Below are 12,425 nucleotides of genomic sequence, written 5' to 3'. Positions count from 1 at the left end.
TGATCTGAGCGTCGGTCCAGACCGCCGCGCGACCCAACCGACCTCACGAAACATCGAGGCTAATAAGATTCTTTGCCGGCCTCCCGGGTTCGCGTGACATCCGTCACAGCGGAAAAAACGGGGAATCCGGCTTTCCCGGCGAACCTCCATGCCATTACCGGGCATCGAACTGATTAACCGAGTCAGTAAGCAACCGGGAGGTTTTACCGATGGAGCTCAAGCGTCTGCGTACCGCCGCTGTTCTCGCCTGTGGTGGCGGAATGGTCGCTCTTTCGCTCACCGCCTGCAACTTCAACGGAAGCGCGTCGGCGTCGGGTAATTCGCCGGAGTCGTCGTCCGCCCCGACCGCGTCGTCGGCGCCGACCTCCTCCTCCCGCAATACCGGAAGCGGCGGCACGCGCAGCAGGCCGACGACCGCCGGTCAGAGTGACACGCCGAGCTGCATGGGATCCGAGCTTAAAGCCGAACTGCAGCTTCAAGATCCCGGCCTTAACGGATTGGAAGGGGAAATGGCAGCGGAAAAGGCGACTGCCACGCTGATCCTCACCAACCGGTCGAGTGAAACCTGCTACCTGCCGGCCGGCTGGACGCCGCTCGGGAAGGGCGGGGAGAACAACTACACCGCGATTCCCGCGACTCAGGTGAACTTCCCCGGCGCGGGTATGAGAATCACGCTGCGGCCCGGGAGTTCGGCCTTCGCCGGAACCAAGTGGCACACCACAAAGGGCTGCCCCGGCGGTACCACCGACGACCTCGGCGTCGCCTGGCACAGCACCTGGATCCCGCTCACCTACCACGGCCTCGACGACGGCTACCAGCCGCCGATCTGCGACAGCCTCACCCTGGGGACACTCCAGCCCACCATGAACGGCGTCAACTTCACCTGATCCACCCTGAACGGGACGGGGCAGGCATACGGGGACGCAGGGAGCGGGAACGTGGGTCCCACTCCCTGCGCGCGTCAGAGCGGGCCACCCGCCGGCGCCGACACTCTCGGCAAGAGCGCCACCGCCGGATGCGCCTGCCGCACCCCCACCGAGCAAGCGACCGACTCCGGCGATACCGGCCGCCGCCGTAGCACCTGCTGCAGACACCCACGGTTGAGGACGAACTACGCGTAATCGGAAACTTTTTGATCTGACCGCGTATCTACACCACCAGTAAGGCCATGCCCCGAGAAGAGGAGCTGTTCCGGATGGCGCGTCGCGTTCGTGTGCTGTTGGTGTCCGCGTTGTTGCTGGTGACGGGCTCGGTGATGGCGTCCGGGCCGGCCTCGGCTGTCATCGGCGGGTCAAAGAGCACTTACGGCCCATGGGCGGTGCGCATGCTCATCGACGGCAAACCGGTGTGCACCGGGACGGCGGTCACGAAGCAGTGGGTCATCAGCGCCTCGCACTGCTTCTTCGAGCAGGGGCAGGCGGTCGCCGACAAGCGGATCTCGTTCCGGGTCGGCAACCTCGACATGCGTAAGGGCACCACTGTCCGCCCGGTGGGCAAGCGGGCGGGGAACTCGCGCGCTGACATGATGCTCATCAAGGTCTCGCCGATGAAGATCCGCCCGGTGCGCCTGGCCAAGGCCCATGTCCACCCCGGTGAGATCGTGCGGCAGTACGGGTGGGGTGCCACCTGCACCAAGGATGAGAACACCTGCCAGTCGCCCGTGCTCAAGCAGTCGACGCTGCGGGTCGTACGGTCCGACGCGCGCCGCTGCGAGGGCTACGCCGAACCGGGCGGCACGGACTTCTGCCTGGAGAAGGTGTCCGGGATTCCCGCCGGCGGCGACTCTGGAGCCCCGGTGATGAGCATCGGCGCACACGGCAAGGAGACCCTGCTCGGCGTCTTCTACGGCTCCGACCGAGAGAAGATGGCCGGGGCCGGGGAGATCGCCCAGCAACTCGCCTGGATCCACAAAGTCACGAAGCGATAGGGCAGAGCGCAACCCCCGAGGCCGGTCCCCGCGCGGGGACCGGCCTCAGCGCATGGTCGATCCGCCGTCGACGCTGAGTTTCGCGGCTGTGATGGGCGCTCCGACCGACCCGACGGAGCGAGGTCCAGCCGCTCGGTGCCGTGCTACCGTCGCGGCGGAGGCTAGTACGTGCCTGCCCCGGACGAGATGTGCGCCGTACCCGGCCCGCCAAGACGACGCACTCGAGGAGACGTCATGGGTGCCCGCACCTCCCTGATCGACTTCACCGGAGCGACTCCCCGGCCTCGTGCGCTGGATGTCCGATGGATTCACGGCTCGCCGTCGGCCAAGCACAACACCGACCCGGACATCCAGGTCCACGCCTACGACGAGCACACGTTCATCTTCCGGCAGAACATGGCGATCGACTACGAGGCGCCGTTCCTGTTCCTGCTCTTCGGCAACGCCCGGGCTGTGCTGATCGACACCGGAGCCACCGCATCCGCCGAGTTCTTCCCCCTTCGCCGGGTGGTCGACGAGCTCGTTGACTCCTGGCTCGCCCGTCACCCTCGGCACGGGTACCAACTGCTGGTGCTCCACACCCATCCGCACGGTGACCACATCGCAGGCGACGGCCAGTTCACCGATCGTCCCGACACCACGGTGGTCGGCGCGGAGCAGGACACCACCTGGCCGTACTTCGGATTCGCCGACGACTTTGATGCCGTGACGCAGGTCGACCTGGGCGGCCGGGTGCTGGAGTGCCTGGCCACCCCGGGCCACCACGAAGCGGCGGTCACGTTCTACGATCCGTGGACCGGGTTCCTCCTCACCGGCGACACGGTCTACCCCGGCCGGCTCTATATCAAGGACTGGCAGGCATTCGCCCGGACGATCGATCGCTTGATCGACTTCTGCGGCCACCGGACGGTCACCCACGTGCTCGGCTGCCACATTGAAATGACTCGGCACCCGGGCGTGGACTATCCGATCCGCACCGTTTACCAGCCCGACGAACCCCCACTGCAGATGACCACAGGCCACCTGCACGAGATCCGCGCAGCGCTGACGGAGATCGGCGACCAACCCAGCCGCCGTACCTTCCCGCTCTTCGTCCTGTGCCCCAGCGCATAAGCGGCACGAACAGATCAGGTGCTCGTGGCCGCGGAGCGGCTGTTCCGCGAGCGGGGCTTCGACGCGACGACCGTCCGGCAGATCGCCGCCGAGGCCGGGCTCAGCGCGGGCAGCGTGATGGCGGTGGGCGACAAGCATGGGCTGCTCGTGGCGATCTTCGACGGCTGGATCGATGCCGTGCACCGAGAACGCGACCGAGCCCGATCCGAACAGCCGTCGGCCGACCCGGTCGACGACGTCATCGCGCTGGCCGAGCCGTTCATTGACTACTTCGCGCTCGACCGCGAGCTGTCACGCGAATACGCGGCGACGATCGTGCGTGGCCGACACGACTCTGCGATCTTCCAGAACCTCGGGCTGACCCTGATCGGCGAGATCCAGCAGGTGCTCCCCCGAGCGGGGCACGACGAGGACCGCGCGGGCAGGGCGGCCCGATCGATTTACTTCGCCTACCTCGGCATCCTGATGACGATGTCGAACGGGGCACTTCCCGATGACGTCGGACGCGAGCAGTTTCGCGACATCGTCAGCCTCATCATGGACCAATCGGAGGCATGATGTTCGACGTCCCGAGCCTTTGGTGGCCCACGGCACTACTCGCCCTCGTCCTGTTTGTTGACGCACTGCTGTCGATCCGTCCACCGGCCTTCATCCAGGGCTGCCTCGACGGGGTAGGCCTGCTGCGCCGTCTACGCCCACATCCGGGCACGGTTTCTCCGGAAGGAGTTCTGGCTGAACTGCCTGGGAATGCTCTCCCTCGCGGTCACCGTCCTGACCGTCTCGTACGTCGTGTGAGTAGGACATGAGCAGCGTTTTGGCCACGCAGGCGGTCGCCTCGATAGCCTCGCCGAGTGGAATCTCCTCGTCCGGCGGCCCTGCCGCCTGAACAGTTCGCGGCGTCTCTGCCGCGCAAGCGCATGGGCGCCGGTGCGTTGTTCCGCGACACGGCCGGGCGAGTGCTGCTGGTCGAACCGACGTACAAGCCCACGTGGGAGATTCCCGGCGGCATCGTCGAGAAGGAGGAATCCCCGCACGCGGCGTGCCGCCGAGAAGTGGCCGAAGAACTCGGGTTGGACCGGCCGGTCCGGCGGGTCCTGGCCATTGATTGGGTGCCGTCTCGGCCTGAACTATCCGAGGGGCTGATGCTCGTCTACGACGGCGGGGTGCTGTCCGACCGCGACGTTACGGCGATCCGGCTGCCTGCCGAGGAACTGGCCTCGTACGCGTTCGTCGAGCCTGAGCGCGTGGGCGATCTCGCCAACGCACGCCTGGCCCGCCGAATCGCCGCATGCTTGGAAGCGGTGGCCGCAGGCACACCCGTCCTCCTGGAGAACGGCCACCCGATCTCCTGAAGCGGGCCGCCACCGACCAGCCGGCATTCACCCGGCGCGAGCCCACACCCGGCGTACATCAGGTCGAGCAGGCACCGAGGAGATCAACTCAACGATCTAGTGGGTCCGGTTCGGGGACGATGCCTGCGGCGTGCCGGGAAGTCGGACCGTGACGAGGAGGCCGCCGGTGGGGCGGGGGGTGAGGTCGAGGGTTCCGGTGTGTGCTCGGACGATGCTGTGCACGATGGCCAGCCCGAGGCCGACGCCGGCGTGCTCGTCGGTGCGGATGCGTGTTGTTCCGCGTTGGAAGGGCTCGGTGAGGGTCGGTACCAGTTCCGATGGGACCCGATGGCCGGTGTTCTCGACCCGCAGCACGCTCGCGTCGTGCTGCGATTCGGTACGTACCGTTACGGTGCCGCCGGTCGGGAGGTTGTGGACGATGGCGTTCTGGACGAGGTTGATCACCATCCGCAGCAGGAGCGCCGCGGAGCCGACGGTCTGTGCCTTCTCGCCGGTGACGTTGAGCGTGACCTGACGCTTTTCGGCGAGGGGAAGCAGCGTTTCGGCGGCTTCTTCGGCGATGAGGGACAGGTCGACCGCCTCGCGGGTGAAGCTCCTGCGGTCGGCGCGGCTGAGCAGCAGCAGGGCCTCGGTGAGGTCGATCGCCCGCGTGTTGACGATACGGAGGCGTTCGATGAGTTCCCCCTGGCCCCCCGTGGAGTCGTTGCGGGCGACGTCAAGGAGTGTCTGGGAGATCGCCAGCGGGGTGCGCAGTTCGTGGGAGGCGTTCGCGGCGAACCTCTGCTGTTCACTGACGTGGGATTCGAGTTGTTCGAGCATGGCGTCGAACACGTCGGCGAGTTCGCGGAATTCGTCGTCGGGGCCTTCCAGGCGGATCCGGTGGGACAGTGATCCGTTCGCGGCCATTCGTGCCGCGTCTGCGATCCGGGTGAGTGGGGCGAGCATCCGGCCGGCCAGGATCCATCCTCCCAGCAGGCCGAACACGAGAAGGAAGGCCAGTGCTACGGCCACGCCGGGGGCGAAGCGCAGGCGGACGGAGCGCGCCAGCGTCCCACTGGGGGTGGTTATCACCCCAGGTGCGTAGCGCACCAGGTACACCCACACCACGGCCAGCAGGACAACGCCGGCGAGGAGGAGGAATCCGGCGTAGCTGATGGTGAGTTTCAGTCGGGCACTGAGCCCTGGACGTCTATTCATGAGTGCTGCCAGGGTGGGCGGGGTCCATGCCCGTGTCGATTCGGTAGCCGGCGCCGGGCACGGTGGCGATGAGCTGTGGTTCGCCGAGTCGTTTGCGCAGGGCGGAGACGGTGATGCGGTCGGCGGCGGTGAGCATGAGAATCGGGATGCCACTGCCGGAGGCGACGATGCGCCGGGCGATCTCATCGCCGGAGGGACCGGGGATGTCACGGTCCAGGACCGCCAGGTCATAGGAGTTGACGCCGAGCAGTTCCAGGGCGGTGTCGCCGTCGCCGGCGATGTCGGCGGCCATCGCCTCCAGCCGCAGACCGTCACGGACGGCCTCGGCCAGGAAGGGCTCGTCCTCCACGATCAGCACGCGCATCCCTGAAGCCTAAGCAGCACGACATATCGCCGACATATGCAAACCGGACACGGCCCCCACGGTGACCTACTTCGTGACTCACACTGTTCTGTCGCTCTGCTCGGCTTCTTGTGCGTGGACCCAGACGGCGATTTGCGTACGGGAGGTGAAGCCGAGCTTGGCCAGGATCCGCTCGACGTGTCCCTCGGCGGTACGGGAGGCGACGACCAGCCTGGCCGCGATCTCCTTGTTACTCAGCCCTTGGGCGACGAGCCGGGCGACTTCGGCTTCGCGGCGGGTCAGCGGCTCCGGCTCCGGCCTTTCGGCCCCTTCCCCTGGCGAGAGGGGTTCTTTCACGGCGTAGGCGACGGCCTGCTCAAGGGTCATGCCAGTGCCGCGGTGGAACTCCGCGTCGTAGGTCTTTTCGCCCAGTAGCGCACGAGCCTGGGTCACATACCGGTCATGCTGGGCGATGAAGTACTCGGACCTCCACAGGTATCCCCCGATGTCCTGCCATGCCCGCTGGGCGGCGCCCAGGAGCCGCGCACCCCGCGCGCCGTCCCCATCGGCGATGAGAGACCAGCCCAGGTACTCGATGGCGGGAATCACGCCGAAGATGTCGTTGAGCCCCCGGTGGATGCGCAAGGCGTCCTGCAGGGAGGTGATGGCCTGCCGGGTCCGCTCCGGGTTCGGCGGTTCCTGACTCCTCAGAACGAGGGCATAGGCCTGGAGCAGGTGGGTCAGGGACCAGTTCTCCCCATGCGCCCGGCACAGTGCGATGCCCTCTTGGCAGAGTTCGATCGCCCGCTCGGTCTCCCCGAGGAAGCCCGTCGCCAGCACCAGAGGGGTCCAGCCCGACATCACCAGCTCGTCCACCTCGCCCAGAGCACGGGAACGCGCCAGCATCTCCTCGCCTCGCGCCCTGGCCCGGGGCAGGTCGTCGCCGAAGAGGGCGGCCAAGGCTTCCACTCCGTTGGTGTGCATCAGGCCCGATTCGTCTCCGCGCTCCCTGAGCAGGGCGCGGCTCTGGTCGAGCAGGGCGGTTCCGGTCTCTGTGTCCCCTTGCGCGACGGCGAGTAGTGCGTGTGCCCGCAGAGCCTTGGCTCGGTCCGTGGAGGCTTCGGCGTCCAAGGCCAGGGCCTGGTCCAGCCACTGCCGGCCTTCACCCAGCAGGCTGCTGTTCAGCCAATGGATCCACAGCGCGCTGGCGATGCGTAGCCCGGCTCGGGCCTGGCCAGGGGCGGTCAGGCAGTAGTCCAGAGCGGTGCGGAAGTTGGGGTGTTCGGGGGCCAGCCGGGCGAGCCAGCTTCGTTGGTGCGGGCCGAACCAGTCGGCCTCGGCATGTTCGGCCAGCCGCAGGAACCAGTCGCGGTGCCGGTACCGCAGCCGTTGCTCCTCCCCCGATTCAACAAGCCGATCCCGGCCATACTGGCGGATGGTCTCCAACATCCGGTACCGCGCCCTACCCGCGTGCTCCTCGCAAATCAGCACTGACTTGTCCACCAGCCCGGCCAGCAGATCAAAAATGTCGTGCCGATCGATGCCCTCGCCGACGCAGACCGCCTCAGCGGCCTCCAAATCCAGGCCGCCGGCGAACACCGAGACCCGCGCCCACAACAACCGCTCCTGGGCGCTGCACAGCTCATAACTCCAATCGATCAGCGCCCGCAAGGTCCGATGCCGCGCCAGCGCCATCTGCGGCCCACCGGCCGGCAACCGGAACCGATCATCCAGCCGATCCACCAATTGCTTGAGCGAAAACGACCGCAACCGCACAGCGGCCAACTCGATCCCCAGCGGGATGCCGTCCAGCCGCTGACAGATCCGCGCCACCGCCTCGCCGTCACCGGCGGTGACGGCGAACCCCGGTCGCGCCGCCGCGGCACGCTCGGCGAACAGCCGTACCGCGTCACTACGCATCAGCGCCTCAGCGGAATCATGATCGCCCGGCAGCGGGAGCGGCAGCACCGGCAGGCACCGCTCACCGTCGATGACCAACGGCTGCCGGCTGGTGGCGACGATGCGCACTTCCGGTGCCGCACGCAGCACCGCATCGGCGATGACCGCACACTCACGCAACAGATGCTCACAGTTGTCCAGCACCACCAACGCCCGCTTGTCGTGCAGGAACCCCAGCAGCACCTCCACGGCCGACCGCGCAGAACGGTCATGGATCCCCAGCGCGTCGACCACGGTCTCGGCCAACAGCTTCGGGCTTTCCAGCGCGGCCAACTCCACCAGCCACACCCCGTCCGGGAACGCCCGCCGCACCTCCCCGGCCACTCGCAGGGCCAACCGGGTCTTGCCCACACCCCCGGTGCCGACGAGAGTCACCAACCGCGCATCCCCCAACATGCGCCGCACCTGAGCCACCTCCTTGCGGCGGCCCACAAAACTCGTCACCTCCGCCGGAAGGTTTCCTTTCCCTTGACCCGGCCTACGCTCCACCATCTCATCCCTGAACCGCGACGTCCGCGTGCTCCTCGGGTCCGCCGACGCCTAGGGGTGCGGTGAGCGCCTGCAGATCTTCGAAGGTGTCGGACACGAGTCTGTCGAGGTCTTTGTGGGGGTGAAGGAGCCAGATGGCGGCGACGTGGCTGAAGATCGCCATGCCGACCCTGGCCGTCAGTGCGGCCGTCGGTTCTGGGGTGCCCCTGTCCTGGAGCGCGGTGGTGAGGGTCTCGGTCAGGATGGCGGTCTTCGCCTGTTGCCGTTCGCGGAGGGCCGGGGTGGCGGCGATGACGCGCTGCAGCGGTTCGGAGAAGCGTCGGTTGCCCTTGAGGAGAGGCACGGCGGAGCGGTAGGCCCACAGCAGCGTGGGGAGCGGCGCGAGGTTTCGGGGTGCGCCGGCCACGCCGGTGACCAACGTCTCGCGCAGGGCCGTTTCACCTTCGAAGAGGACTTCACGCTTGTCGGCGAAGTGCCGGTAGAAGGTGCGCTCGGTGACGTCGGCCCGGGCGGCGATCTCGGCGATGGTGACCTGGTCGAAGCCACGCTGCTCGTAGAGGTCGAGGGCTGCTTGCCGAAGGCGCAGGCGCGCAGGTCCTCCATCGCGGGGCATCTCACCAGTATAGGACTGTAGTGACAGTGCCTGACGTTAAGGCCGCGCGCCCGGCGGCCGGGGCCCTCGCGCACTCCGCTGCCCGAATCACGTAGCGACAGAGTCTGACGCTACGTGCTAGCCTCAAGCGGTAGTGACAGTCTCTGTCGCTACCGGCTCGTTCCTGAGATCGGCGATCGCTTCGCCCTGCCCGGCCCACGTCCCGGCAGGTCGGCGTGATGTCCGTTGCCATCTGGCCAACCCTCGCGTCAGCCTTCGAGACCTGTTATTGGAGAAGCGCATGAATGACCTTGCCTCCAGCGCCACCATGAACGGAATCCGCTTCCACGATTACGGAGAGCCGACCGACGTGCTGCGGATGGAGCAGGTCGCCATACCGGATCCCGGCCCAGGTCGTATCCGCGTGGCCGTGCACGCGTGCGGGCTGAACCCGGCCGACTGGGCTCTGTGCCGCGGACTGTTCCCCGGAACGCTTCCACGCGGCATCGGTCTCGAAGTGTCGGGGACCGTCGACGCGATCGGCGACGGCGTCACCGACGTCGCCATCGGCGACCCCGTTCTGGGCAGTGCCGACTACGCCGACGGGCACAGCGCCGGCGCCGCCGACTTCGCGGTCATGACCAACTGGGCTCGCGTTCCCGCCGGGCTCGACCTCGTGCAGGCGGCCGCGCTGCCGATGGCGGTCGAGACCGCCTACCGGCACCTCGAGGGCCTGCGCGTCACCTCCGGCCACACGCTGCTGGTGCACGGCGCCGGGACGACGGTCGGATTCGCCGCCGTGCAGATCGGCCTGATCCGCGGCGCCCGGGTGCTCGCCACCGCCGGCGACACCCACGCCGAACGCCTCCGCGCACTGGGCGCCACCGTCACCTCCTACGGAGACGGAATGGTCGAGCGGGTCACGAAGGCGGCCGGCGGACCGGTGGACCTGATCTTCGACACCGCACCGGTCAGCGGTGTGCTGCCCGACCTCGTCCGGATCGCGGAGAGTGATCCTCGCCGCGTGCTCACCTGCAGCGATTTCGCCACGGCCGCGGAACTCGGAGTCCGTACCAGCTTCGACGAGGATCTAGGGCAGGGGATGCGCCACGACGTGCTCGGCGAGTACGCCCGGCGTGCCGCCGATGGCCGGTTCACCATCCCGGTCTCCCGCACCTTCCCTCTCGACGACTGGCGCACCGCACTCGAGATCAGCCTGAGCGGCCACCCCCGAGGCAAGCTCGTACTGCTACCCGCCAACACCGGGGAGGACCCGACCGTCGTCAGCCGTTGAGCCACGGTTCCGGCGCCCAACGGGCGCCGGAACCGCGTCACCGATGAACGGCATCCGGTGTACGGAGGGTCATGCTTTCGAGCGGGCGGCCCGCAACTCGGGGAAGAACCGGTGTTCGGCGCTCGGAATGCGGCCGGTTTCTGGCGTGTGGTCCAGGAGGCGTCGCACGGTCAGCAGATGGGTGGTGCGCCAGTGGGCGTACCGATGGTCCAGCCCGGTCAGCGCCTCGGCCAGTGAGTACATCTCCCCGCTCGCCTCGCGGTAGATCTCGGCCCACGCCCGCTCGACCGCGGGATGCGGCTCGTACGGCCGGGTGATGTCACGTTCGACGCATCCCACGGGGATGTCCGCGCCCTTGCGCCGCAACAGGGCCAGTACCGCGTCGTACAGACTCGGCTCCCGCAGCGTCGCCTCGATCACGGCGTGAAGCCGGGGCACCGCCGCGTACGCCGCGACCATCTCCGGCGATTTACCACCGAGTGCGAACTCCAGCCGCCGGTGCCAGAAGGAGCGGTACGCCAGAGACTGTGACCTCGACGCGATACCCCCCAACTCGTCCCGCAGCGTCGCGAACTCCGCAGGCGTGACCGAGCTCAGCTGCTCCCAGGAGGCGATGAGCATCCGCTGAACGTGCCCGACACGACGCAGACGCCACAGAGCAGACCCCACCACGTCATCCAGCAACAGATCCCGCACCCAATTGACCTCGGTGAACAGCAGCTTGAACAACAGCTCCTGCACCTTCCCGGTCGCATAGAACGACAACTCCGCCCACTGATCGGTACGCGGATACCGCAGGCCCAGCAGGACCTCGACATCGCGATAACCGACGCAGGGCATACCGCCCTCATCGCCCCGGTCACCGGTGAAACCGAGCAGCGACTCACCCTGTTCGGCCTCCCCGCGCTCCGGCTCGACCGAGGACCGGTAGCCCCCGATCCGGCCGATCGCCGCCTCACGCTCCATTAAAGATCAACTCGATCGCGGATTCGGTCCGGTGGTCGCCGTGGGTTTCAGTTGTCACCAGGGTTTCCCGTCAGAGTCATTCGGCGGTGCGGCGGGGTTGGACTCGAAAACCCATAGCCGAGTACGGCGCGGATTTCCGCATCCCGCAGTTCGTCCGCGCAGCAGGATTCAGTGCCCAGCCCATGGCGCCAAGGAGGTGAAGCCGTTCTAGGACAGCACGACTGCGGCGTGCGATCATCAACCAGAAAGGTTGTGTTCTGGTCCCCAAAGATCACAGCGAGTAAAAGCCCTTGCATTTCTGCAGGCAGAGAAGGAATGGACCATCGCGGCGTGTTCCGCTGATTCCCCGACCGAGGAAGCCTCCTTCAGAAACAGAGTCGGGCGGCGATGGCGGGGCCCGCGTGTGCGAGCCATGCTTCGGCTCTGGGCATCCGGTCCTTGACGCCCTGTTCCCAGAGGCGGTGGAACACCGGGTCGACGCCGGCGGCCGCGCGGGCGGTCAGGTGGAAGCGGTGAACCATCCGGGTGGCCAGGGGCACCAGCTCACGGCGTTGCCGGGCGGTCATTCCGTAGGCGTCGGCGAAGACGGTTACCCGGTGGGAGGCGTCGAGGTCGGTGAAGGCCGGGGCCCTGTCGCGGGGATCGAGCAGGGGCACCCACCAGTAGAGGGCGTTGGCGATGTCGTAGAGCCGCGTGGTCGGGCGGGCGAGGTCGAAGTCGATCAGGGCTGCGGGCAGGCCGTCACGGAAGACGACGTTGCCGGGGCAGTAGTCGCGGTGGCCGACGAGTTCGGGTTCCCCGTCCACCGGTCCGATGGGGACGGTGTCGGATCCGGGAATGCCTCCCCAGGTGGCGTCGGGAGGGGGAACCCAGCCCTGTGCGGCGTCATGCAACCGGTGGATGAGCTGGGCCAGTGCGACAAGGACGTCCTCGCCGGCGGTTTCGGCGGGAAGGGGCTCTCGTGGAACGTCTCCGGGGACGAAGGACAGTACTTCGCGGCCTTGCTCGTCGATTCCGAAGGGAACGGGTGCTGCGGCGAATCCGGCCTGGTGCAGGTGGGCCAGGTAGGTCTGGATCGTGGCGGTGAACGGGCGGACCGGGCGGCGAACGGTGTCGCCGATCCGCACGATGCCGGGGGTGACGCCATCGCCCGTCAGCGGCTCAACGCCCTGGTCTCGTCCCCGCTCTGTCAC

General features: G+C 67.6%; 12 protein-coding genes and 1 riboswitch. Of the genes, 6 read left to right on the top strand and 6 right to left on the bottom strand.

What is annotated here, in order from left to right; all coding sequences use genetic code 11:
* Window positions 1-209: 209 nt before the first annotated feature.
* From ACQP2O_RS03065 to ACQP2O_RS03045, 5 genes are all read left to right on the top strand, one after another.
* Entirely contained in the window at window positions 210-887 is a 678-nt protein-coding gene (locus ACQP2O_RS03065) for a DUF4232 domain-containing protein (RefSeq protein ID WP_433179614.1), read from the top strand.
* Between the two features lie 308 nt (window positions 888-1,195).
* Window positions 1,196-1,927, top strand: coding sequence for a S1 family peptidase (locus tag ACQP2O_RS03060; protein WP_433179671.1), 732 nt, complete (start codon window positions 1,196-1,198; stop codon window positions 1,925-1,927).
* A 154-nt stretch (window positions 1,928-2,081) separates the two neighbouring features.
* A riboswitch (guanidine-III (ykkC-III) riboswitch) is annotated at window positions 2,082-2,149 on the top strand.
* Window positions 2,150-2,161: 12 nt separating this feature from the next.
* Window positions 2,162-3,040: an MBL fold metallo-hydrolase gene (locus tag ACQP2O_RS03055; protein WP_433179670.1), complete on the top strand. Its 879-nt coding sequence runs from the start codon at window positions 2,162-2,164 to the stop codon at window positions 3,038-3,040.
* An 18-nt stretch (window positions 3,041-3,058) separates the two neighbouring features.
* The gene (locus tag ACQP2O_RS03050) at window positions 3,059-3,598 is read left to right on the top strand and encodes a TetR/AcrR family transcriptional regulator (protein WP_433179669.1); all 540 of its coding nucleotides are present in this window, start codon (window positions 3,059-3,061) and stop codon (window positions 3,596-3,598) included.
* 293 nt (window positions 3,599-3,891) lie between these two features.
* Window positions 3,892-4,392 carry an NUDIX domain-containing protein gene (locus ACQP2O_RS03045; protein WP_433179668.1) on the top strand — a complete coding sequence of 167 codons (501 nt, stop codon included), beginning with the start codon at window positions 3,892-3,894 and terminating at the stop codon, window positions 4,390-4,392.
* Between the two features lie 96 nt (window positions 4,393-4,488).
* On the opposite strand, the gene ACQP2O_RS03040 is transcribed toward ACQP2O_RS03045, so the two are convergent.
* From ACQP2O_RS03040 to ACQP2O_RS03025, 4 genes are all read right to left on the bottom strand, one after another.
* Window positions 4,489-5,589, bottom strand: a complete 1,101-nt coding sequence (locus ACQP2O_RS03040) for a sensor histidine kinase (RefSeq protein WP_433179667.1) — start codon at window positions 5,587-5,589, stop codon at window positions 4,489-4,491.
* On the bottom strand, window positions 5,582-5,953 hold the full coding sequence (locus ACQP2O_RS03035; protein ID WP_433179666.1) for a response regulator: 372 nt from the start codon (window positions 5,951-5,953) through the stop codon (window positions 5,582-5,584). The genes ACQP2O_RS03040 and ACQP2O_RS03035 overlap by 8 nt, the downstream gene beginning before the upstream one ends.
* Before the next feature lie 78 nt (window positions 5,954-6,031).
* Complete coding sequence (locus tag ACQP2O_RS03030) at window positions 6,032-8,335, bottom strand: ATP-binding protein (protein ID WP_433179665.1); 2,304 nt, start codon at window positions 8,333-8,335, stop codon at window positions 6,032-6,034.
* 49 nt (window positions 8,336-8,384) lie between these two features.
* Window positions 8,385-8,993 (bottom strand): TetR/AcrR family transcriptional regulator, encoded by a 609-nt coding sequence (locus tag ACQP2O_RS03025; protein WP_433179664.1) that lies wholly within the window; start codon window positions 8,991-8,993, stop codon window positions 8,385-8,387.
* Window positions 8,994-9,273: 280 nt separating this feature from the next.
* Between ACQP2O_RS03025 and ACQP2O_RS03020 the strand changes: the two genes are divergently transcribed.
* The gene (locus tag ACQP2O_RS03020; RefSeq protein ID WP_433179663.1) at window positions 9,274-10,266 is read left to right on the top strand and encodes an NADP-dependent oxidoreductase; all 993 of its coding nucleotides are present in this window, start codon (window positions 9,274-9,276) and stop codon (window positions 10,264-10,266) included.
* Window positions 10,267-10,335: 69 nt separating this feature from the next.
* On the opposite strand, the gene ACQP2O_RS03015 is transcribed toward ACQP2O_RS03020, so the two are convergent.
* The gene (locus tag ACQP2O_RS03015; protein ID WP_433179662.1) at window positions 10,336-11,232 is read right to left on the bottom strand and encodes a tryptophan 2,3-dioxygenase family protein; all 897 of its coding nucleotides are present in this window, start codon (window positions 11,230-11,232) and stop codon (window positions 10,336-10,338) included.
* Window positions 11,233-11,597: 365 nt separating this feature from the next.
* Complete coding sequence (locus ACQP2O_RS03010) at window positions 11,598-12,425, bottom strand: phosphotransferase enzyme family protein (protein ID WP_433179661.1); 828 nt, start codon at window positions 12,423-12,425, stop codon at window positions 11,598-11,600.

The organism is Actinoallomurus sp. CA-150999, from assembly GCF_050942425.1.
Classification (GTDB): Bacteria; Actinomycetota; Actinomycetes; order Streptosporangiales; family Streptosporangiaceae; genus Actinoallomurus.
This window is presented reverse-complemented; position numbering and strand designations above follow the sequence as displayed.